We start from the raw sequence: 18,545 nt of genomic DNA on the forward strand, positions 1-18,545 counted from the left end.
CTATGTCAGACGGGCTACGAAGGCGTAGCACCCGTTCTGGCGTCCAAGGGGCAGGGCGGGTTGGTCCTCCCAGGGAAAACGAACATGCTTATCGAAAAACTCAACTGGCGTTACGCCACCAAGAAAATGGATCCTTCCAAGGCCGTGTCGGAAGACAAGGTCGAGCGCATTGTCGAGGCGGCGCGGCTTGCCCCCACCTCCAGCGGCCTTCAGCCCTTCGAGGTGATCGTCGTCACCGATCCCGAAGTGCGCGCCAAGATCCGCGAGATCGCCTGGAACCAGGCGCAGGTCACCGACGGTTCGCATCTGCTGGTCTTTGCGGCATGGGACAATTACACCGAAGAGCGGATCAACCGAATGTTCGATCTGGTCAACGAAGAACGCGGCATCAAGAATGAAGGCTGGGAAGCCTATCGCCAGATGCTGCTTTCCACTTATCCGCAGCGCGAGCAGCAGGTGAATTTCGAACACGCCGCCCGTCAGGCCTATATCGGCTTCGGCATGGCCGTGGCGCAGGCCGCTTTCGAGGGCGTGGATTCCACCCCGATGGAAGGCTTCGATCCGGCGAAGCTCGATGAAATCCTCGGCTTGCGTGAAAAGGGCCTGCGCTCCGTCACCATCCTGCCGCTCGGTTATCGCCAGCCGGAAGGCGACTGGCTGGTGAACCTGAAGAAGGTGCGCCGCCCGGCCGATGAATTCGTCAGCCGCGTCTGATTTCTCCCAATCGCGAAAGCTTGACTGCCGCAGGGCCGCCTACACGGCTTTGCGGTAGATTTTTCCTCTCTTTTCAGATAATTGAAAAAACATCCCTGTTAAAAGGTGGCGTGTGCGGGCAAGTATGCGCCATCGAATTGCCGATCCCCGGCATTTCTGAGTGAAAGCCTGACGAAATGACCCGGAAAATCAGCTGTCATCGAATGTGCCCGAAGGCTGCATGAAGAGAGCGGTTCAGCACCGCAACAGGATTTTTTGAGACCCGATCCGTCACGCATTCCCAGAGTTTACAATGAGTTTTCCATCCAGCGCGGCATCCCCCGCGCGCCAAGAACAGGCGGTCCCTGAAGGGTCGGCAAAGGAGCCTATGGTCACGTTTGAAGGCGTGACCAAGACCTTTGGCGGCGCCGGCGGCAAGCCGGGCTTCGCAGCCCTTGCCGGTATCGACTACGTCGTGCCGAAAGGCTCCATCACCGGCATCATCGGCCGCTCCGGTGCGGGCAAATCCACGCTCATCCGCCTCGCCAACGGCCTTGAAAAGCCCTCGACCGGCCGCGTGGTCGTCGATGGCGTCGATGTCGCGGCGCTCGATGAAAAGAGCCTGCGCACGCTGCGCCGTTCCGTCGGCATGATCTTCCAGCACTTCAACCTTTTGTCCTCGCGCACCGCTTTCGACAATGTGGCCCTGCCGCTCGAAATCGCCGGCATGGGCAAGAAGGAGATCGAAACGCGCGTTGCGCCGCTGCTCGATCTCGTCGGGCTTTCCGACAAGGCGAAGCGTTATCCGGCGGAACTCTCCGGCGGCCAGAAGCAGCGTGTCGGCATTGCCCGTGCGCTCGCCACCCAGCCGAAGCTGCTCCTTTCCGACGAGGCGACATCGGCGCTCGATCCGGAAACGACGCAATCCATTCTCGAACTGCTGAAGCGCATCAATGCCGAGCTGGGGCTCACCGTGCTGCTCATCACCCACGAGATGGAGGTGGTGAAGACCATCGCCTCGCAGGTGGCGGTCATCGACAGGGGCCTGATCGTCGAGCAAGGCACGACCTTCGATATCTTCACCGCGCCGAAACACGAGACGACCCGCAGCCTGCTGTCGTCCTCGGTTGGCGTGAAGCTGCCGCATTGGGTCACTTCGGGCCTGAAACCGCAGGCGGCGGAAGGCGACCGTGTTCTGGTGCGTCTGGTGTTCTTCGGCGAGACGGCCTTCCAGCCGCTGACGGCGCGCCTTGTCGCCGAAATCGGCCCGGACGTGAACATCCTTGCCGGCACCATCGAGGAAATTTCCGGCCAGCCCTTCGGCTCGCTGGTCGTCTCCTATCCGGCCTCGGCGGATGTCACCGCCCGCGCCAATCGCTTTTATGCTGAGACTGGTCTTCACACGGAGGTGCTCGGTTATGTCGCCTGATATGCTGTTCAGCCTTCTTTCCAAGGGCCTGTTGCAGACGCTGCACATGGTCGCCGTTGCCGGCATCGTCGGCTCGCTGATCGGCGTGCCCATGGGCGTTTTCCTTGCCACCAGCGGCAAGGGCGAGCTGTTTCCGGCGCCGATGACCAACCGCATCCTCGGCCTCGTCGTGAACGCCGCGCGCTCCACGCCCTTCATCATTCTGGTGGTGGCGATCATTCCGTTCACCCGTCTCGTCGCCGGCACCTCCATCGGCACCAGCGCGGCCATCGTGCCGCTGACGGTCGCGACCGTGCCCTTCATCGCAAGGCTGGTGGAAGCGGCGATCCGCGAGGTGGACAAGGGCCTGATCGAGGCCGCCCGCGCCATGGGCGCCACGCCGCTGCAGATCGTGACCAAGGTGCTTCTGGCCGAGGCCAAGCCCGGCATCACGCTGGCGCTGACGCTCACGCTGGTCAGCCTCATCGGTTATTCGGCCATGGTCGGAGCGGTCGGCGGCGGCGGGCTGGGCGATCTCGGCATCCGCTACGGTTACCAGCGCTTCATGCCGGATGTGATGCTGGTCGTGGTTCTGGTGCTCATCGTGCTGGTGCAACTGGTGCAGAGCGCCGGCGACAGGCTGGCCCGCAGCTTCGACAAGCGGACCCGGAAGAATTAACTGCGTTTATAATAACAACCCAAGGAGACACCCATGAAGAAACTCATTCTCGCGGCTTCGCTCGCCGCTCTCTTCACCGCCGGTCAGGCGCTGGCCGAGACCATCAAGATCGGCGTAACCCCCGCCGAGCACGCGCAGATCATGGAGCAGGTGAAGAAGATCGCGGCCGCCAAGGGTCTCGATATCGATATCGTCGAATTCTCCGACTATGTCGTGCCGAACCAGGCGCTGGCCGATGGCGAGTTGCAGGCCAACTCCTTCCAGCACCAGCCTTACCTCGACAACCAGATCGCTGACCGCAAGTTCGATCTCGTCAGCGTCGGCACCACCATCACCACCCCGATGGGCGTTTATTCGAAGAAGGTGAAGAACCTCGACGAGCTGAAGGACGGCGCAACCGTCGGCATCCCGAACGACCCGACCAATGGCGGCCGCGCGCTGCTGGTTCTCGCTTCCAAGGGCGTGCTCAAGGTCAAGGAAGAAGCCGGCCTCAAGGTAACCCCTGCCGACATCACCGAAAACCCGAAGAACATCCAGATCGTCGAACTCGACGCCGCCCAGCTGCCGCGCTCGCTTGACGATACCGACGCTTCGGTCATCAACACCAACTATGCGACGGCTGCCGGCCTGAACCCGAAGAAGGACGCCATCGCCATCGAAAGCGAAAAGTCCCCTTACGCGAACGTCATCGCCGTTCGTGCGCAGGACAAGGACAAGCCGTGGGTGAAGACGCTGGTTGAATCCTACCAGAGCCCGGAAGTGAAGGCCTTCATTCTGGAAAAGTACAACGGCACGGTCATCCCGTCCTGGTAAGCCGCTCCTGCACTAGATCAGGATGAGACCGGTATTTAAGGCGAAAACCGCTTACACTTTTCGCCATCCCGGTCTAAAAAAATCACGACCTCTCCCGTTCGCGGGGGAGGTTTTTTCTTTTCCGGACGGACGCAAATCCGCCTTCCATGAAAAACCCAGGGCATTTCAGGGAAGGATTTTTCAGCGCCTCTGTCGGACTGTCGTTTTATACCCGTGGTTTTTTGGGGCGGGGCCACAATGCGGCTTAACCGCTTTTGAATGTTTCCTTCGGAAGATGATGCTTTCGAAGGGGATTTTATGCGGATTGCGCCGCGCAACATTGGGGACTATTTGCCGGTCGGGCGCAGAACCGCCGTGGGCGTCGTATTGTCCACCTTCGCGCTGGTGCTTATCATCGTCACCGCGCTGGTTTTATCCGCCTTGAGCCAGGTCCGGGAAAAGGCCAACCTGCTCGATAATGCCCGTTCGCGTGAGACGACGGCGGGCGCCCTCGTCACCTTTCGCGAACAGCTCGGCGCGACGCTGAACGACTACGCCGCCTGGGACGACGCCGCCGAATATGTCTATGCCCCTGATCGTTTCGACTGGGTGGCAAGCAATTATGGCGAGATGACGGTCAATAACGATCTCTTCGATACTGCCGTGGTCATCGATGAGGACGGCAAGGTCCGCATGGCCTATCAGGACGGCAAGCCGGTGGCATGGAAGCCGGACGCCTATTTTGCCGGCGGCCTCCGGGAAATGATCGAGCGCGTGCGTTCCATGCGTCCGGGTATCACCTCGCAGGTGACCGGTTTCGTCAAGACCCGCGACGGTATCGCCGCCGCGGGCGTCGCGCTCGTGCGGATGAAGTCCGGGGCGCTGCCGCCGGTCGGTGCGGAGCGGCGTTACCTGGTTTTCGCCCGTCATCTCAAGCAGGCGACGGTGGACAAGCTTGCCCGCAATTACGTCATCGACGGTCTGGAACTGCAATATGGCGACGGGCCTGCCGCCAACCATGTGGATATCGTCAATCCGCTGGGGGAGGTGCTGGCCCGGCTCGTCTGGCGCTCGCACCTGCCGGGAGATGTCAGCTTTCATGAGGCGCGTCCGGTCGTCTTTACCGCGCTTGGCATTGCCGGCACGTTTTTTCTGGTGCTGCTCATCATCGGTTCGGCCACGCTCGACCGTCTGAAGGCGGATGAGGCGGCGGCGCGGGAGGAGGCGCTGCGCGACCGGCTGAGCGGGCTCAGCAACCGCGCCGGGCTCTTCGCCAGGCTGAACCGCATGGTCGACAGGGGTCGCCATGACAAGACGGATATCAAGCTGCTCTATCTCGATCTCGACGGTTTCAAGGAAATCAACGATTCCTACGGCCACGCCGCCGGCGACCGGCTGATCAAGGGCGTGGCGGCGGCGCTGAGAGTGCTGGTGCCGGAAGGCGCGGTGCTGGCGCGGCTCGGCGGCGACGAATTCGCCATCGCCATTCAGGGCAACGATGTCTGGGCCGAAGGCCGCAAACTGTGTCTGGCGCTTCTTGAACTCTTTACCGAGCCTTTCAGCATCGGTGAAAGGGTGGCGAGCATCGGTTGCAGCATCGGCACCTCGGTTTCCCGCGCCGGCGATATCAATGGCGAGGAGTTGCTGCGGCGTGCCGATATGGCCATGTATCAGGCCAAGGAGAACGGGCGCGGGCGTTACGTTTCCTATGAGCTGAAGATGGATGCGCTGCGCGAGGAAAAGCTGCAGCTCGAAGCCGATCTTCGCTCCGCCATTCTGAACGATGAGATACAGGTGGTCTATCAGCCGGTCGTCAGCGCCGCCACGCGCTGTATTACCGGGGTGGAGGCGCTGGCCCGCTGGCAGCGGCCGGGATATGGCTTCGTGCCGCCGGATATCTTCATCGCCGCTGCCGAGACCAGCGGCCTTATCGACCGGCTCGGCCTTCTCGTCCTGCACAAGGCCTGCGAGACGGCGCAGCAATGGCCGTCCATCAAGCTCTCGGTGAATATCTCTCCCGTGCAGTTCCGCAATCCGGCCTTCTCCGGCCATGTGGCCGATATTCTCGACGCGACGCAGACGCCGCCCGAAAGGCTGCGGCTGGAAATGACGGAAGGTTATTTCATCCAGCATCCGGAACGGGCGAGTGCGGCCATCGACAAGCTGAAGCAGCTTGGCCTGCATATAGCGCTCGACGATTTCGGCGCCGGCTTCGCCAGTGTCGGTTATCTGCGCCGCTTCGGTTTCGACCGCATGAAGATCGACCGTTCGCTGATCATGGCGCTGGACAAGGGCGGCCGGTCGCTGGAAATGCTGCAGGCCACCGTGGCGCTGGCAAAGTCGCTCGATATTCCGGTAACGGCCGAAGGCGTGGAAACGGAAGAGCAGGCGGCCATCCTGCATCTGTGCGGCTGCGATGAGTTGCAGGGTTACCTGTTCTCGAAACCGGTCGCGGCGGAAGAGATCACCGCCATGCTGGACGGGCAGGACGCACCGCTCTTTGCGTTGCGGGCAGGGGCGTGAGGCTGATTACTTCCACCCATTCTTGATCACCTGAAGGTGCGGCCCATTTCTTCTCCCCGCCGGGGAGAAGGTGGCCCGAAGGGTCGGATGAGGGGGCGACGTCGCCGGATTTCGAGAGCTTGCCCCCTCATCCCGCTGCCGCGGACTTCTCCCCGACGGGGAGAAGAAACACGCGGGGGCCGCTCAATCGAAATCCTACTCTGAATGCCGATAGCCGACCCTGCTTACCGCCCCAGATGCCGCTCGCCGCGCTTCTTTGCCAGTTCGATCTGCTGCTGCCGGTCGCGGAAACGCTGGCGATCCTCTTCGCTGCGGTCATCGTAGCAGCTCGGGCAGGACACGCCTTCCTCGAATTTGGGGGATAGGCGCACTTCCGGCGTAATCGGGTTGCGGCAGGCGTGGCAAAGCTGGTGGTCGCCTTCGGCAAGGCCGTGCACCACCGACACGCGCTCGTCGAAGACGAAGCAGGCGCCTTCCCACAGGCTTTCTTCTTCCGGCACTTCTTCCAGATATTTCAGGATGCCGCCCTTGAGGTGATAGACCTCGTCGAAACCCTGTTCCTTCATGAAGGCAGTGGCCTTTTCGCAGCGAATGCCGCCGGTGCAATACATGGCGATCTTCGGCTTGTTGTGCAGGCCGGGATTGTTCTTCACCCAGTCGGGAAATTCGCGGAAAGTTTTCGTCTGCGGATCGACCGCGCCCTTGAAGACGCCGATGGCGGTCTCGTAATCGTTGCGGGTGTCGATGACGATTGTATCCGGATCGGAGATCAGCTCGTTCCAGTCGCGCGGGTCGACATAGGTGCCGACGATGCGGTTCGGATCGATATCCGGCACGCCCATGGTGACGATCTCTTTCTTGAGCTTCACCTTCAGTCGCACGAAAGGCATGTGCGAGGCGCGGCTTTCCTTGTGCTCCAGCGCGGCGAATTCCGGCTGGGCGCGCAGGAAAGAGAGCACGGCGTGAATGCCCGCATCCGGCCCGGCAATGGTGCCGTTGATACCTTCGGCGGCAAGCAGCAGCGTGCCCTTGACGCCGTTTTCCTGGCAGAGCGCAAACAACGGCTCGCGCAGGCTCTCGAACCGCGGCAGGCGGGCGAAATGATAAAGCGCGGCCACAAGGAAATCGCCAGAGACTTCCGGGCGGGGGAGAATGGTCGTGTCGGTCATGGGCGCTGAAATACAGCGACGGCGGCCGCAAAGCAATATTTATCGGCGGGTTCGGGTATTTTGAAAATCGTCAAATATCTGCCGGAGTGGGGTAAATGGGAGGCGCTTCGTGCCTCAAATCCGACATCGGTGAAAGCGCAAGACCTGTCTTCCGTCATCCTTGGGCCTGTCCCAAGGATCTAATCACGTCGCGCAAAATCGAAACGTTGCAGATCCTCGGGACGAGCCCGAGGATGACGTCGAGCCCGGCGGGACGTTTTCACGCCGTCTCCAGCCTATTTCGCCGCCTGCCGCCACAACAGGCCGACGATGCGGCTTTCGGTGCGGGCGGATTCGGAAAACACCTCGTTCGCCAGCGCAAGGCCTTCCGTGCGCAGTGCCTGTTGTCTTTCGATGATGGCATCGAGCAGCAGGGCCAGCCGCTCACCATTGCCGAAACGCTCCGGCTCGCGGTCTGCGACGGCGGCGAGAACCGAGAGATCGTGCTCGTGGCCGAGAATGTCCACCAGCCGCTTGGTATCGGCCCGCTTGGCGCGCATGGCGGAAGGCCAGAGCCGGCGCATCAGGCCAAGATGCATCCAATAGGCCTGCCCGGACTTGCGCAATTCATGGAAATGCTCAACGTCGGCCTGTTCGTGGCAATCGGTGAGCGCCTTGCGTGCCGTTTTCCTCTGTTTCGCCCAGGCGCTTCTGAGCAGCCGGGCGGTGTCTTTCAACTCATCCGGCAGCGACAGGTCCTCGAGCTTCCTGCGCGCTTCCCCGCAGCCGGCAATGGCGGCGGCAATGGCCTCGTCGAGACCGGCCTCATGTTCTATGGCGTCGTCGCGGCGCGCGCGCAGCATCGCGGTGATCGAGCGCAACGCTTCGCCCTGCGCGTCCGAGCGCGCGAAGGCCTCGAGATATTCCGCCGTCTCCACCAGCGCCGTGGCATCGCGCGCAAAGGCGAGGGAGCGGGCGATATCGCGAATACGGGCGTTTTCCTCGCGGCCGAAGTCCGGCGCCGCCTTGCGGATGAGGCGATAGAGGGCGCGCAGCCGCTTGAACCGCTTGCGGGCGTCATGCACGGCCTCGTGGGATCCGGACGGCTGGTCGCGAAGGATCGTGACCGTATCGTCGATCAGCTCCAGCCCGGCCCGACGGATTTCATTGTCGAAGGGCTTTTTCGGATCAATTCTGAAGGGCATCCGGCAGGTCTCCGTTCGGACAGTCCATATTCAGGCAGTCCATGGCGAGCGACTGGTTGGAGAAGCGCTTGTCTCCGGTTACTTCCCTGCCCAGCCAGGACGGCAGATCGGGATCGGCATTCTCGTCGTTCATTTCCACTTCCGCCACCACCAGCCCGTGATATTTCCCTTCGAAAACATCCACTTCCCAGGTGAAGCCGCCATGATCGACGGTGTGGCGGGTTTTTTCGATCACCACGCCCGGCGCGCTCGCCATCAGCTCTTCGGCGTCCTTGAGGGGGATGGAATATTCATATTCGTCGCGAACAAGCGCGCTTGCGCCGATCTTGATGGTCAGGGTTGCATCGCGCCGGTCGACGATCCTGACCCGGACCGAGCGGTTTTCCATCGAGGCGACATATGCCTGCCGGAAAGCCATGCTATGCGTGACCTCATTGCGCCATTCACCGCCTGCAACAAGAAACTTCCGTTCAATTTCCTTGGCCATGCTGTCTCCGCGAACTGGGGCGCCAGATTATCGCAATATGATAGTGTGATGAAGCGAATTGATTGAAGTATCTGGATAAAAATGCGGCTGGCGCGCCTCGACATGAAAGCCGAGGCAGGCTAATCGGTAGACGGAATTTCAATCGTTTCAATTGCGCAAGGGAGGCTCATCTTGGCCCAGGACTCCGAAAAACTGCTCTCCATCCTCAAGCTCCAGCCGGTCGTGCCGGTGCTGATCGTGGATGATGCCGCTTCCGCGGTGCCGCTTGCGCGCGCTTTGGTCGCAGGCGGCCTGAAGGCAATCGAGATCACCATGCGCACGCCGGCGGCGCTCGACGCCATCCGTGCGGTTGCGGCGGAAGTGGAGGGCGCGAATGTCGGCGCCGGCACCATTCTCAATGCCAGGGATTTCGAAGCTGCGGCGGAAGCCGGCTCCACCTTCATCGTCAGCCCCGGCATCAACAAAAGCGTGCTGGAAGCCGCGCGCGGTTCCAAAGTGCCGTTGCTTCCGGGGGCTGCCACCGCCAGCGAAGTCATGGCGCTGCGCGACGAGGGTTACAAGGTGCTGAAGTTCTTCCCGGCCGAACAGGCCGGCGGCGCACCTTATCTCAAAGCGCTGTCCTCGCCGCTCGCCGGCACGGTCTTCTGCCCGACCGGCAGCGTGTCGCTCAAGAATGCCAATGATTACCTCTCCCTGCCGAACGTCGTCTGCGTCGGCGGCTCCTGGGTTGCCCCGCGCGAATTGGTGGCGACGGGTGACTGGGCGGGCATCACCAAGCTTGCCGCCGAAGCCGCCGCACTGCGCGCCTGATTTGCATTCTGTCAAACCCGTTCACGAAGGCGTGAGCGGGTTTGACATTTGTTTTCGGCCCACGGCTTCCTATCTCCCCTGTAGATTTGACCTCTACAGGAGATTTTGATGTTCGACGCCAAGAAGCTTCTTGAACAATTCCTCGGCTCGCAGGTGCCGGGCCTTTCGGGAAGCGTCCGTGACAGAGCCGGGCAGGCCGCCGATATCGCCAAGAACAATCCGCTAAAGGCCGGCGCGCTCGCCGCCGCCATTCTGGGCACCAAGACCGGCCGCAAGCTCGCCGGCAATGTCGCCACCATCGGCGGCGTGGCCGCCATCGCCGGTCTCGGTTACCTCGCCTACAAGAATTACAAGTCCGGCCAGGCGCCTGAAGCCGCGCCGAAACCCGAGCCGGAGCTGCTCGCCCCGCCCGCCGATTCCGCCTTCCATCCGCAATCGCCGGCCCTTTCCAACGATTTTGCGCTGAAGCTCATCCAGGCGATGATCGCCGCCGCCAAGGCGGACGGCCATATCGATGAGAAGGAGCGCGCCAACATCATGGACAAGGTGCAGGTCTCCGGCCTTGATAGCGAAGCCGAGCGTTTCCTCGAAAAGGAACTGGCTGATCCGCTCGACATCGACGCGCTGGTGGCTGCCGCCCGCACGGAAGAGCAGAAAGTGGAGCTTTACACCGCCTCGCGGCTTGCCATCGAGGCCGATACGCGGGCGGAGCGGGGCTATCTCGACCTTCTTGCCGGGCGGCTTGGGCTGCCGGATGCGCTGGTCGACCATATCGAGGCGACGGTGGTGGCGGCGAAGGTTTGAGGTTAGCCTCGGCGGGCGCGGTTCACCCCCCTCTGCCCTGCCGGGCATCTCCCCCTCAAGGGGGGAGATCAGCCAGAAGAAAACGCTCGCTCACTCGCAACGCTGAAGATGGCCGAGAGGTCGCCTCGGGTCGATCTCCCCCCTTGAGGGGGAGATGCCCGGCAGGGCAGAGGGGGGTAAACCACACCCGCCGACCCGACACATGCACTGTTGTCATCCCGCCCCGCTTGCCCTAATCCTTCTCCCAGCAAATGGGGAAGAGAATGCGCGATCTGAGTGATTTCAAGGGATGTCCGCCGCCGCAGCCGGTGGTGTTGAAGGGCCGTTACGTGACGGCTGAGCCGTTCGATCGCGAAAGACATCTTGCAAGGCTCTGGGCCGCACTTGGCGGCGAGGGCGTGAATGCGCTGCTCAAATATTTCCCGCAAAGCGCCTTTCCCGATGCCGACGCTTTCGGCGACTGGCTCGTCGGCGCGGGGCAGAAGCTCAACTGGGTCACGCTGGTCTTCGTTGAAAACGCCACCGGCGATATCGTCGGCATGGCGAGCTATATGCGGCCCGATCCCGCCAACGGGGTGGTCGAGGTCGGCTCCGTCGCCCATGGCGCGAAGATGAAGCGCTCGCCTCTTTCCACCGAGGCGCATTACCTGATGGCGAAACATGTTTTCGAGGATCTGGGGTATCGCCGTTACGAGTGGAAATGCCACAATGAAAACGAGCCCTCCAAGATAACGGCGAAGCGTTATGGCTTCACCTTCGAGGGCGTCTTCCGCCAGCATATGATCTCGAAGGGGCAAAATCGCGATACGGCGTGGTTTTCCATGATCGACGGCGAGTGGCCGCTGATCGGCAAAGCCTTCGAAGCCTGGCTTGCGCCGGAGAATTTTGCGGACGATGGCGCGCAGAAGCGCAAGCTTGAGGATATCCGTGCGGAGTTTGCCGATGCCATTGCCTGAAAACCCGGCGCCTGAAAAGCCGAGCCCCGGCAAGAAGGATTGGTCGCCGGCCATCGCCGCCGCCCTCATCATCGTCGGTTTCGGGCTGGTCTTCTTCGTCATGCCGAAGATCATGCTGTGGCTTGGCGATTATTCGCCCTGGCTCGCCGCGGCCTTCGGCACGGTGGCGGTGTTGTGTTTCTTCCTGCTGTTCTGGCTGCGCGCCCGCTACCAGCGTCGTCGTGACGGTTAGAGCCTAAGCGACGCGCCGAGCAGCAACAGCCCCATGATGAGCACGAAGAACGCACCGGCGATCTCTATCGCATGGCTGATGCCGGCTGCCCTGCGGCTGCCGGGGCCGGCGAAACGCACGGCGAGGCCTTTTGCCGAGACCGCCATGATGGCGAGCAGCGATACCGTTATGGCCGTGCCGAGCGACATGGCGAGGACGGAGAGCACGCCGCCGAGATAAAGCCCGTTCAGAAGCGCGAAGCTCATGACGATGATCGCGCCCGAGCAGGGCCTGAGCCCCACGGCGATGATGGCGGACCATGCCTCGTGCAGGCTGAAGTTCTTGCTCTTCAACAACATGGGATCGGGCGCGTGGGACTTTCCGCAGGCAGCGCAGAGATCACCGGTGCCGTCATGGTCGTGATCTGCAAAGACCGGCTTGCCCTGGAACCGCAGCCCCGTGCCCATGCCGGTGGTTCTGCCGGCCGAGGTTTCTCCTGCCGGCGCGAAAACCGCGACAGGCTCGCGCCGGATACGCAGCGACCAGAGTTTTCGCACCAGCAGCCAGGCGCCGAACAGCGCGACCATGGCGAAGCTGGCGATCTCCATCGCCTGCGTCGCCTTCGTCATGGTGATGGAGGTGCCGCGCAGCACGAGCCAGGCCGCACCGACGAGGCCGATGGCCATCAAACCCTGAATGAGCGCCGAGACGAAGGAAATGAGAATGCCGCGTTTCAGCTGGGTTTCATTGGCAATCATGTAGGACGAAATGACCGCCTTGCCGTGGCCGGGGCCGGCGGCGTGGAAAACGCCATAAGCAAAGGAGAGGCCTATCAGCGAGCTGAGCGCCCAGCCATCCTCACGCATGGCCTTCAGCGCCCCGGTCAGCGCCCGATAAAACATCTGCTGGTGCACATTGATCCATTGCATCAGCGGCGCAAAGGGACCGCCGACGGAAAAGGAAGGTTCGGCCGAGCCGATGCCGAGCGGCGACTGCGCATGGGCCGCACCGGCCACGGCAATAAGGCCGATGGCGACGGCGAAGAGGCCGGCCCTGCGGCTCAGCATGAGACCTCCAGCCGGGTGGCGAAGAGCTTGGTCATGTCGGTGCCGGTCGGATCGTTGAAGAAGGCGTCGGTGAGCGTGCCCTGGTTCTGTGAGATCACCTCGTCGGGATCGGGGCGCACCACGTGGTGCTTGCAGGCATTCAGATCCTTACCCTGCGTGGCGATATCGCCGTCCTTGGCGAAATCGATTGCCGTATACATGGTTGGATCCCAGGCGCCGAAGCTGAGCTTGCCCTTGACGGCCAGAGGCTTGGCCGGCTTCACGGAGAAGAACATCAGGATCTGCTGATCCTTGTAGTCCACGTGAATGGCCTCGGGCTTGGAAAATTCCACCGGTTTTCCATTGGCGGTGATGAAGGTGTAGTAGGAATATTCAGCGAGCGATTCGAGCACGGTATTGCCGATCTCGGCCAGCTCGTCCTTGTCGAGCTTCAGATCGCTGTTCTTGTCGTAGTCCATCACTACGCTTGCCGAGAACATCTCGTCGAAACGCCAGATATTGCGCACTTCCTGAACGGTGCCGTTTGGCCCCTCGACGATTTCCATGCGGGCTTCGGCAAAGATATGCGGATGGGCCGCCGCGGCGACGGGAACGCAGGCAAGGCCGGCCGCGAGGAGCAAAAAGCGTCTGTTCATTATCCGGTCTGTCCTGCCTTCGAATCTTTGAGGCCTGACTCTAGCAGAAATTGGGACCGAATTTCGACCTGATGCGGCTGATCCTTCGCGCGGGCTGACACTAAATTTCAGAAGGTGCCGCTGAAACGCGAGGTGATGCTGGAGCCGCTATAGGCAAGATCGGTATCGCGCTCGCCATGCAGCAGGCGGTTGAACTCCACCTCCAGCTTGCTGTTCTTGCCGGTATCGAAGGAAAGCGTCGCGACCAGCCGGCGCTCGCTGGTATCGTAATTATAATAGATCCAGTCCTTGTGGACCCGGTGCAGCGCAAGATCGAGCCCCACCTTTTCGGTGAGCCTGCTTTTCACGACGAATTGAAAGCGGCGATGGAATTCGGCAATCGGGTCATCCGGGTCGAAAAGCGCATAGTCCTGCGAAAAGCCCGCGCCGAAGGCGATACGCTCGGTGGCCTTCACCTCGGCCTCGGCCCGCAGATAGGGGCGGGTGCGCTTTACCTTGTCGCTGATCTCATCGCCGGAAATGGAGGTGAAGCCCGCTTCGGCCAGAATCGCGAAACGGTCGGAGAACCTGTAACCATAGGCCAGAGAACCTCGCAGCGTATTGGCCGGGAAACGTTCATATTTTTCCTGCTGCCCCTCAGGAACGGCGATACGGTCGTAAGCAAGCGTCAACCCGGCCTCGCCGCCGCCGAGCGATCGTGCATGTTCCGCCTTCAGCGATAAAAGCGCCTCGTTCGCTTCCAGTCGGGTGGGCAGGAAATAGGCCGGGCGGAAGCGCGCCTTGCCTTTCATCAGGCTGGCGAGGCTTGCCGTCAGCGTGTTCTTGCCGCCAAGGGCGAGGATGCCGAGCTGGGAAGACGCCTCCAGCTTGTGATCCAGCTGCCGGTAGCCAATGTCTTCTTCCGGCAGGTGCAGGAAGATATCGCCGGCATCGCTGCGGGTGCCGCGCAGCTCAAGGGCCCATTCCAGCTTTTCGGAAAATCGTTTCGTCAGCCCCAGCGCCGCGATGGTGTTATGTTCATTGGCGAAACGATAACGGGGCAGGCGAACCTCTTCCTGCTCGAGCGAATAACGCAGCTCAGCCCCTTCCAGCGCGATCTTGCCATTGAGCCCGAAGCCGGCGCGCAGCGAAATCGCGCTCAGCCGGTTGGTGTCGGCGAAATAATTGCTGTCATAAGCAATGCCGGATTTATAGGTGACATTGTGCTCATCGGCCTTTTCCCCCGCCCGCGCGCCGCAGGCGCAGGCAAGCCCGAGAACAAGCGCGATATATCCCCCCACCCGCATTCGCATCTCCGGTCTCTAATTAAGCAATATCTTATATTTGGATGGTTAATAAAGTTTCCCGCGCCGCTTTACTGTTGCGGCACAGGTGCTGACCGACATTGTTTGAACAAGGGGCGGAAACGCGAAGATGCGATATGTAAAATTTTATTAAAATCGCAAGTATTAGTGTTAATCGTTTATTGTAATATTAGCCTTTGCTTGAATTAGAATCCTCTAAATATACAGTTCAGTTACGCCAGATGGCGTGATCAAACAAAAGAGGAGAGAGAAATGATTGCAAAGTTCGCTTGTGTAGCCGCTATTCTTACTGTCGCTTCCGTTGGTCAGGCCAATGCGGGCGGTCTTCTGGGAGGCATCCTGTCCGGCAACAGCAACAAGGGCGGCGCCCTTGTCGTCGTCTCGCCGAGCATCGATCTCGGTGTCAGCGGTATCCTGTCCAATAACGGGATTCTGAATGGCAACAAGACCGGTATCCTGAACGGTGTGCTGAACGGCAACAAGACGTCCGTCGATGTCATCGACAACAAGAATGACGGCGGCAAAAAGCGCCGCCACTAACCGAAACGTGGAACGGGATGGCGAAACCATCGGGCTTTTCTCCATCCCGCTCCAACGCAACAGCTCGAAAATCATCAGGGATTTTCGACGCAGACGATGCGCGCAGCGCATAAGCCGGCAATGATCCTCGAGTTGCGTGTGTTTGACGCATGGCGTTTCCGGCAAGAACAAACGGCGCATCGCATGACTGGAAGAGGGCCTCGCGGCCCTCTTTTTTTGTCCGCGTTGCCGATGTGAACGACGCGCACAGAAGTGCGGGATGGCCACTACTCGTGGTGGTTTTTGTGATGTGGTGGGAGCCGTTTTTACGTTGCGGCGGCCGACTTGTGAATATCCGCGTTAATTCTAATTTATATTTGGTAAATATTGCAGATATTAATCGAAATACGTTTCATGACGGCTATTTTATCTGCGCTATTTACGCGATTTTAACCACGATGTTCTTCAATCTACGGGTGCGTTAACCCCGTCACGACGCTGCGCTTCTGGTCGCGAAATACTCGCAGCCCGCAGGTGACGGGATGTTATTTTCAAGGAGCTATCGCATGTTGAAACAATCACTTCTCGCGCTCGGCCTGCTCGGTGTTTTCTCCGGCGTGGCCGTTGCCGCCGATGCCGTCAGCGACATTCCGTCCGCGCCGGTCGTCAACGACGTTGCGCCTGCCTTTTCCTGGGATGGTGTTTATGTCGGTGCGTCTGCGGGTTACGGCTGGAACCGGGTTAAGTCGACGACTTTTGGCGTCACCACGAAGCATGAATTTGACGGCGGCCGTTTTTCCGGTTTCGCGGGCTATAATTTCGAAGTTGCCCCTTCCGTCATTCTCGGCGTCGAGGGTGATCTCGGTTACGCCTGGGGCGACAAGACCATCGTTACCAGCGAGGTTTCCGCAGGCCTGAATGGTTCTGCACGCCTGCGCGCCGGCTACGCTGTCGACCGTGCGCTGATCTATACCGCCGCCGGCTACACCGCGACGGATAGCGAAGTCAAAGCGCCGTTCGGTGAGGACAGCAAGGTCCTGCACGGCTGGACGGTCGGTGCGGGTGTCGATTATGCCTTCACCAACAACCTGTTTGGACGCGTCGAATATCGTTACAACGACTTCGGCAAGGCAACCTACCGTACCGGTCCGATCACCTCGACCGGCGATGTCAGCGAACACGTCGTCAAGGTTGGCCTCGGCGTAAAGTTCTGACGGTTATTCCGTTTTCGACAGGGGGCGGCGCAACCTTGCGACGCCCCACGCGCTCGATGCGGCGATCCTGGCATCAATCCAGCGAGCGTTTCGCCGAAGATGAAAACGCGCATTGCTTTTCGGGCAGGCTTGAACAGCAGGCCGTTTTGGTGTGATGGTGGTCGCCGTCATCCCGTCCCGCCTCCCAGCCTTCAGTCGATTCCCATGCTACAGAAAAGCACTTTGCCGGGCGCTTTCGATCGTCAGGCCTATTTGATCGCCCTGCTGGTTTTTATTGCCGGCAGCACCAATGCGGCCGTCGTCCCGTTTATCGGTTTTTACATTATCCAGGTGCTTGGCCATCCGCCGGCGACCGTCGGTTTTTACAGCGTGACGGCGGCGCTGGCTTCGATTGTCGCCAGCCGTGTTTATGGCGAGCGTGTCGATGCCGGGGTGCGGGTGAGGCCGCTGTTGATACTTTCCGTGTGCGGCGCTTTTGTCGCGGCCGCGGCGGCGAGTTTCGGGCATCTGGCGCTGCTGGTGGCGATAACGGCGACCGGCATGGGGCTTTCCAATGCCGCCAGCACGCTCATTTTCAGTTACGGCCGGTATCATGGCCGGGTGAAGGCGCTGGATACGGCCGCCTATAATGCCTTCCTGCGGACGATGGTGTCGCTGGCATGGATGCTGCTTCCCGCCGCCGCCTATCTGATCTTCGATCTTGCCGGCGCGAAAGCCGTGTTCGTGAATGCCATGCTGATGGCGGTCATCTGGGGCGGGCTTGCTCTTGCGGTCGTGCCGCGCGACCAGACCAGCCCGATGGAGCGGCGACAGGCGGGTGACGACGATACAGGGCGCAACCTGCCGCTGCTTCTGGCGGCGGCCGCCAGCTTCTGCATGTCTTTTGCCCATGCTCTCTGCGCCTCGGCCCTGCCGGTGTTTCTGGTGCGGGAGGTCGGCCTGCCGGATTACGTGCCGGGCCTGTCGCTCAGCGTCAAATGCGCCATGGAGGTTCTGTTCATCCTGCTTGCACCGCGAATGATGCGCCGCTTCAGCGCCCGCCTGCTTCTGGGCGTTTCGGCGGTGATGGCCATCGTCGCCTTCAACGTCATCGCCTCGGTCACCACATTGCCGGCCATGATCGCGGGTGCGGCGCTGGAAGGCGCCTATTACGGCCTTTGCGCCGGCACTTGCCTCACCTTCGTGCAGGGCTTTGCGCGCGGCCGCACGGCCCGGGCGACGGCGCTCTACATGAACTCCATTTTCCTCGCCGCGCTTTTTGCGGTGCCGCTGATGGGGTTCGTGTCGCAATATGCAAGTTTCGGCGTCTCGATCCGGCTCGCTTCGGTTGGTGCGGGCGCGGCCTTGCTGCTGTTGTTTCTGACGCGGCGGCAGGTGGGGGAGTAGGGCGTTCCGGCTGAGGTTGCCGGCGCTCTTGTGCAAAGGATTGTCCGGCCGCGATATCTCGGACAACCCTCATTGCTGTGATAAGCACAAGAATGAGGGAAGTGAGATTGGCCACGGTGCAACGTGGGGCTCAGAAGAGGAAAAAACGTTATGTCCGGGAACAATGTCAACGCACTTTCGGTCGAGTTCGATCGCTCGAATATGTTTGAGCCGCTTTTGCAGGCTGACCCATCCTTTCGTGAAAAGTGGGAGGCATTCCAGGAGGAATACCGATCTGAGGACGAGTTGCCACTTTACTTGGCACTGTCAGAGCTTGCACGTCATCTAATTCGGGATTTGGAGACGGGTAACACGCATCGATTTGACGCGGTCTTTGATGTTGTCGAACGCTGGCACATCAAGGGCGACCCATATGTTAAAGAGGCGGCTACAATAGGTCTCCTCGAAGATTTACAGAATGGACATTTGCATCGCAAAACTCGCTCTGACGATTTTCGTCCATGGCTGCAGCCGGAAACTCTCGGATGGTGGAATAAGGTCCATGAATTCTGGGCTACAGGAAAGCTGATAATTTGAGGCCTTGGGATCAGGTCATTATGAGTCCGCGCCCTAGCACTACTTTGGCAGAATGCATTTTGGCGGTCTGAAGCGGATTCTGCAGTGCGGACATCGTTCTGGGGCTGACGCTGCCAGGAGGGTGTTTA

Annotated in this window: 19 protein-coding genes; 13 read left to right on the forward strand and 6 right to left on the reverse strand. The window is 60.7% G+C overall.

Features of this window, described 5'->3' with window-relative positions:
* The first annotated feature begins 84 nt into the window (after positions 1-84).
* The 5 genes from ACQZ5N_RS25100 (at position 85) to ACQZ5N_RS25120 (ending at position 6,095) form a co-directional block, all read left to right on the forward strand.
* On the forward strand, positions 85-714 hold the full coding sequence (locus ACQZ5N_RS25100) for an NAD(P)H-dependent oxidoreductase (protein WP_080853569.1): 630 nt from the start codon (positions 85-87) through the stop codon (positions 712-714).
* Positions 715-1,081: 367 nt separating this feature from the next.
* The gene (locus ACQZ5N_RS25105) at positions 1,082-2,122 is read left to right on the forward strand and encodes a methionine ABC transporter ATP-binding protein (RefSeq protein ID WP_059758520.1); all 1,041 of its coding nucleotides are present in this window, start codon (positions 1,082-1,084) and stop codon (positions 2,120-2,122) included.
* Positions 2,112-2,780 (forward strand): methionine ABC transporter permease, encoded by a 669-nt coding sequence (locus tag ACQZ5N_RS25110; protein ID WP_004433403.1) that lies wholly within the window; start codon positions 2,112-2,114, stop codon positions 2,778-2,780. Before ACQZ5N_RS25105 ends, ACQZ5N_RS25110 begins: the two co-directional genes overlap by 11 nt.
* Positions 2,781-2,813: 33 nt before the next feature.
* Positions 2,814-3,593, forward strand: a complete 780-nt coding sequence (locus ACQZ5N_RS25115; RefSeq protein WP_004433407.1) for a MetQ/NlpA family ABC transporter substrate-binding protein — start codon at positions 2,814-2,816, stop codon at positions 3,591-3,593.
* A gap of 258 nt (positions 3,594-3,851) precedes the next feature.
* Complete coding sequence (locus ACQZ5N_RS25120; RefSeq protein WP_448734430.1) at positions 3,852-6,095, forward strand: putative bifunctional diguanylate cyclase/phosphodiesterase; 2,244 nt, start codon at positions 3,852-3,854, stop codon at positions 6,093-6,095.
* A 224-nt stretch (positions 6,096-6,319) separates the two neighbouring features.
* Here the strand turns inward: ACQZ5N_RS25120 and trhO are convergent, their stop codons facing one another.
* From trhO to ACQZ5N_RS25135, 3 genes are all read right to left on the reverse strand, one after another.
* Positions 6,320-7,264, reverse strand: coding sequence for an oxygen-dependent tRNA uridine(34) hydroxylase TrhO (trhO, locus tag ACQZ5N_RS25125; protein ID WP_080853567.1), 945 nt, complete (start codon positions 7,262-7,264; stop codon positions 6,320-6,322).
* A gap of 275 nt (positions 7,265-7,539) precedes the next feature.
* Positions 7,540-8,448 carry a CHAD domain-containing protein gene (locus ACQZ5N_RS25130; RefSeq protein ID WP_080819088.1) on the reverse strand — a complete coding sequence of 303 codons (909 nt, stop codon included), beginning with the start codon at positions 8,446-8,448 and terminating at the stop codon, positions 7,540-7,542.
* Positions 8,432-8,935: a CYTH domain-containing protein gene (locus ACQZ5N_RS25135; RefSeq protein WP_448734431.1), complete on the reverse strand. Its 504-nt coding sequence runs from the start codon at positions 8,933-8,935 to the stop codon at positions 8,432-8,434. Before ACQZ5N_RS25135 ends, ACQZ5N_RS25130 begins: the two co-directional genes overlap by 17 nt.
* A gap of 171 nt (positions 8,936-9,106) precedes the next feature.
* Between ACQZ5N_RS25135 and ACQZ5N_RS25140 the strand changes: the two genes are divergently transcribed.
* The 4 genes from ACQZ5N_RS25140 to ACQZ5N_RS25155 all read left to right on the forward strand — a co-directional run bounded on the left by ACQZ5N_RS25140 (position 9,107) and on the right by ACQZ5N_RS25155 (position 11,737).
* Positions 9,107-9,745 carry a 2-dehydro-3-deoxy-phosphogluconate aldolase gene (locus ACQZ5N_RS25140; RefSeq protein WP_004433419.1) on the forward strand — a complete coding sequence of 213 codons (639 nt, stop codon included), beginning with the start codon at positions 9,107-9,109 and terminating at the stop codon, positions 9,743-9,745.
* 108 nt (positions 9,746-9,853) lie between these two features.
* The gene (locus tag ACQZ5N_RS25145; RefSeq protein WP_004445183.1) at positions 9,854-10,549 is read left to right on the forward strand and encodes a tellurite resistance TerB family protein; all 696 of its coding nucleotides are present in this window, start codon (positions 9,854-9,856) and stop codon (positions 10,547-10,549) included.
* 263 nt (positions 10,550-10,812) lie between these two features.
* Complete coding sequence (locus ACQZ5N_RS25150) at positions 10,813-11,505, forward strand: GNAT family N-acetyltransferase (protein ID WP_448734432.1); 693 nt, start codon at positions 10,813-10,815, stop codon at positions 11,503-11,505.
* Positions 11,492-11,737, forward strand: coding sequence for a hypothetical protein (locus ACQZ5N_RS25155; protein WP_004433425.1), 246 nt, complete (start codon positions 11,492-11,494; stop codon positions 11,735-11,737). The genes ACQZ5N_RS25150 and ACQZ5N_RS25155 overlap by 14 nt, the downstream gene beginning before the upstream one ends.
* On the opposite strand, the gene ACQZ5N_RS25160 is transcribed toward ACQZ5N_RS25155, so the two are convergent.
* From ACQZ5N_RS25160 to ACQZ5N_RS25170, 3 genes are all read right to left on the reverse strand, one after another.
* On the reverse strand, positions 11,734-12,783 hold the full coding sequence (locus ACQZ5N_RS25160; protein ID WP_448734433.1) for a nickel/cobalt transporter: 1,050 nt from the start codon (positions 12,781-12,783) through the stop codon (positions 11,734-11,736). The genes ACQZ5N_RS25155 and ACQZ5N_RS25160 overlap by 4 nt on opposite strands.
* Positions 12,777-13,418 carry a DUF1007 family protein gene (locus ACQZ5N_RS25165; RefSeq protein WP_164865297.1) on the reverse strand — a complete coding sequence of 214 codons (642 nt, stop codon included), beginning with the start codon at positions 13,416-13,418 and terminating at the stop codon, positions 12,777-12,779. The genes ACQZ5N_RS25160 and ACQZ5N_RS25165 overlap by 7 nt, the downstream gene beginning before the upstream one ends.
* A 107-nt stretch (positions 13,419-13,525) precedes the next feature.
* Positions 13,526-14,704, reverse strand: coding sequence for a hypothetical protein (locus ACQZ5N_RS25170; protein WP_448734434.1), 1,179 nt, complete (start codon positions 14,702-14,704; stop codon positions 13,526-13,528).
* A 270-nt stretch (positions 14,705-14,974) separates the two neighbouring features.
* Here ACQZ5N_RS25170 and ACQZ5N_RS25175 point away from each other — a divergent pair, with 270 nt between their 5' ends.
* The 4 genes from ACQZ5N_RS25175 (at position 14,975) to ACQZ5N_RS25190 (ending at position 18,417) form a co-directional block, all read left to right on the forward strand.
* Positions 14,975-15,262: a hypothetical protein gene (locus tag ACQZ5N_RS25175; RefSeq protein ID WP_004433441.1), complete on the forward strand. Its 288-nt coding sequence runs from the start codon at positions 14,975-14,977 to the stop codon at positions 15,260-15,262.
* Positions 15,263-15,807: 545 nt separating this feature from the next.
* A complete protein-coding gene (locus ACQZ5N_RS25180; RefSeq protein ID WP_448734435.1) occupies positions 15,808-16,455 on the forward strand; it encodes an outer membrane protein in 648 nt (215 codons plus the stop codon).
* 204 nt (positions 16,456-16,659) lie between these two features.
* Positions 16,660-17,841 (forward strand): MFS transporter, encoded by a 1,182-nt coding sequence (locus ACQZ5N_RS25185; protein WP_448734436.1) that lies wholly within the window; start codon positions 16,660-16,662, stop codon positions 17,839-17,841.
* Between the two features lie 150 nt (positions 17,842-17,991).
* Positions 17,992-18,417, forward strand: coding sequence for a DUF7674 family protein (locus tag ACQZ5N_RS25190; protein WP_269832800.1), 426 nt, complete (start codon positions 17,992-17,994; stop codon positions 18,415-18,417).
* Positions 18,418-18,545: the final 128 nt, after the last annotated feature.

It is taken from the genome of Agrobacterium sp. 22-221-1, assembly GCF_053522445.1.

Coding starts and splice junctions, on each gene's coding strand:
- ACQZ5N_RS25110 (WP_004433403.1), top strand. CDS start 2,112: ATGTCGCCTGATATGCTGTTCAGCCTTCTTTCCAAGGGCCTGTTGCAG.
- ACQZ5N_RS25165 (WP_164865297.1), bottom strand. CDS start 13,418: ATGAACAGACGCTTTTTGCTCCTCGCGGCCGGCCTTGCCTGCGTTCCC.
- ACQZ5N_RS25190 (WP_269832800.1), top strand. CDS start 17,992: ATGTCCGGGAACAATGTCAACGCACTTTCGGTCGAGTTCGATCGCTCG.
- ACQZ5N_RS25155 (WP_004433425.1), top strand. CDS start 11,492: ATGCCATTGCCTGAAAACCCGGCGCCTGAAAAGCCGAGCCCCGGCAAG.
- ACQZ5N_RS25150 (WP_448734432.1), top strand. CDS start 10,813: ATGCGCGATCTGAGTGATTTCAAGGGATGTCCGCCGCCGCAGCCGGTG.
- trhO (WP_080853567.1), bottom strand. CDS start 7,264: ATGACCGACACGACCATTCTCCCCCGCCCGGAAGTCTCTGGCGATTTC.
- ACQZ5N_RS25185 (WP_448734436.1), top strand. CDS start 16,660: ATGCTACAGAAAAGCACTTTGCCGGGCGCTTTCGATCGTCAGGCCTAT.
- ACQZ5N_RS25105 (WP_059758520.1), top strand. CDS start 1,082: ATGGTCACGTTTGAAGGCGTGACCAAGACCTTTGGCGGCGCCGGCGGC.
- ACQZ5N_RS25120 (WP_448734430.1), top strand. CDS start 3,852: ATGTTTCCTTCGGAAGATGATGCTTTCGAAGGGGATTTTATGCGGATT.
- ACQZ5N_RS25100 (WP_080853569.1), top strand. CDS start 85: ATGCTTATCGAAAAACTCAACTGGCGTTACGCCACCAAGAAAATGGAT.
- ACQZ5N_RS25130 (WP_080819088.1), bottom strand. CDS start 8,448: ATGCCCTTCAGAATTGATCCGAAAAAGCCCTTCGACAATGAAATCCGT.
- ACQZ5N_RS25115 (WP_004433407.1), top strand. CDS start 2,814: ATGAAGAAACTCATTCTCGCGGCTTCGCTCGCCGCTCTCTTCACCGCC.
- ACQZ5N_RS25160 (WP_448734433.1), bottom strand. CDS start 12,783: ATGCTGAGCCGCAGGGCCGGCCTCTTCGCCGTCGCCATCGGCCTTATT.
- ACQZ5N_RS25170 (WP_448734434.1), bottom strand. CDS start 14,704: ATGCGGGTGGGGGGATATATCGCGCTTGTTCTCGGGCTTGCCTGCGCC.
- ACQZ5N_RS25180 (WP_448734435.1), top strand. CDS start 15,808: ATGTTGAAACAATCACTTCTCGCGCTCGGCCTGCTCGGTGTTTTCTCC.
- ACQZ5N_RS25175 (WP_004433441.1), top strand. CDS start 14,975: ATGATTGCAAAGTTCGCTTGTGTAGCCGCTATTCTTACTGTCGCTTCC.
- ACQZ5N_RS25145 (WP_004445183.1), top strand. CDS start 9,854: ATGTTCGACGCCAAGAAGCTTCTTGAACAATTCCTCGGCTCGCAGGTG.
- ACQZ5N_RS25135 (WP_448734431.1), bottom strand. CDS start 8,935: ATGGCCAAGGAAATTGAACGGAAGTTTCTTGTTGCAGGCGGTGAATGG.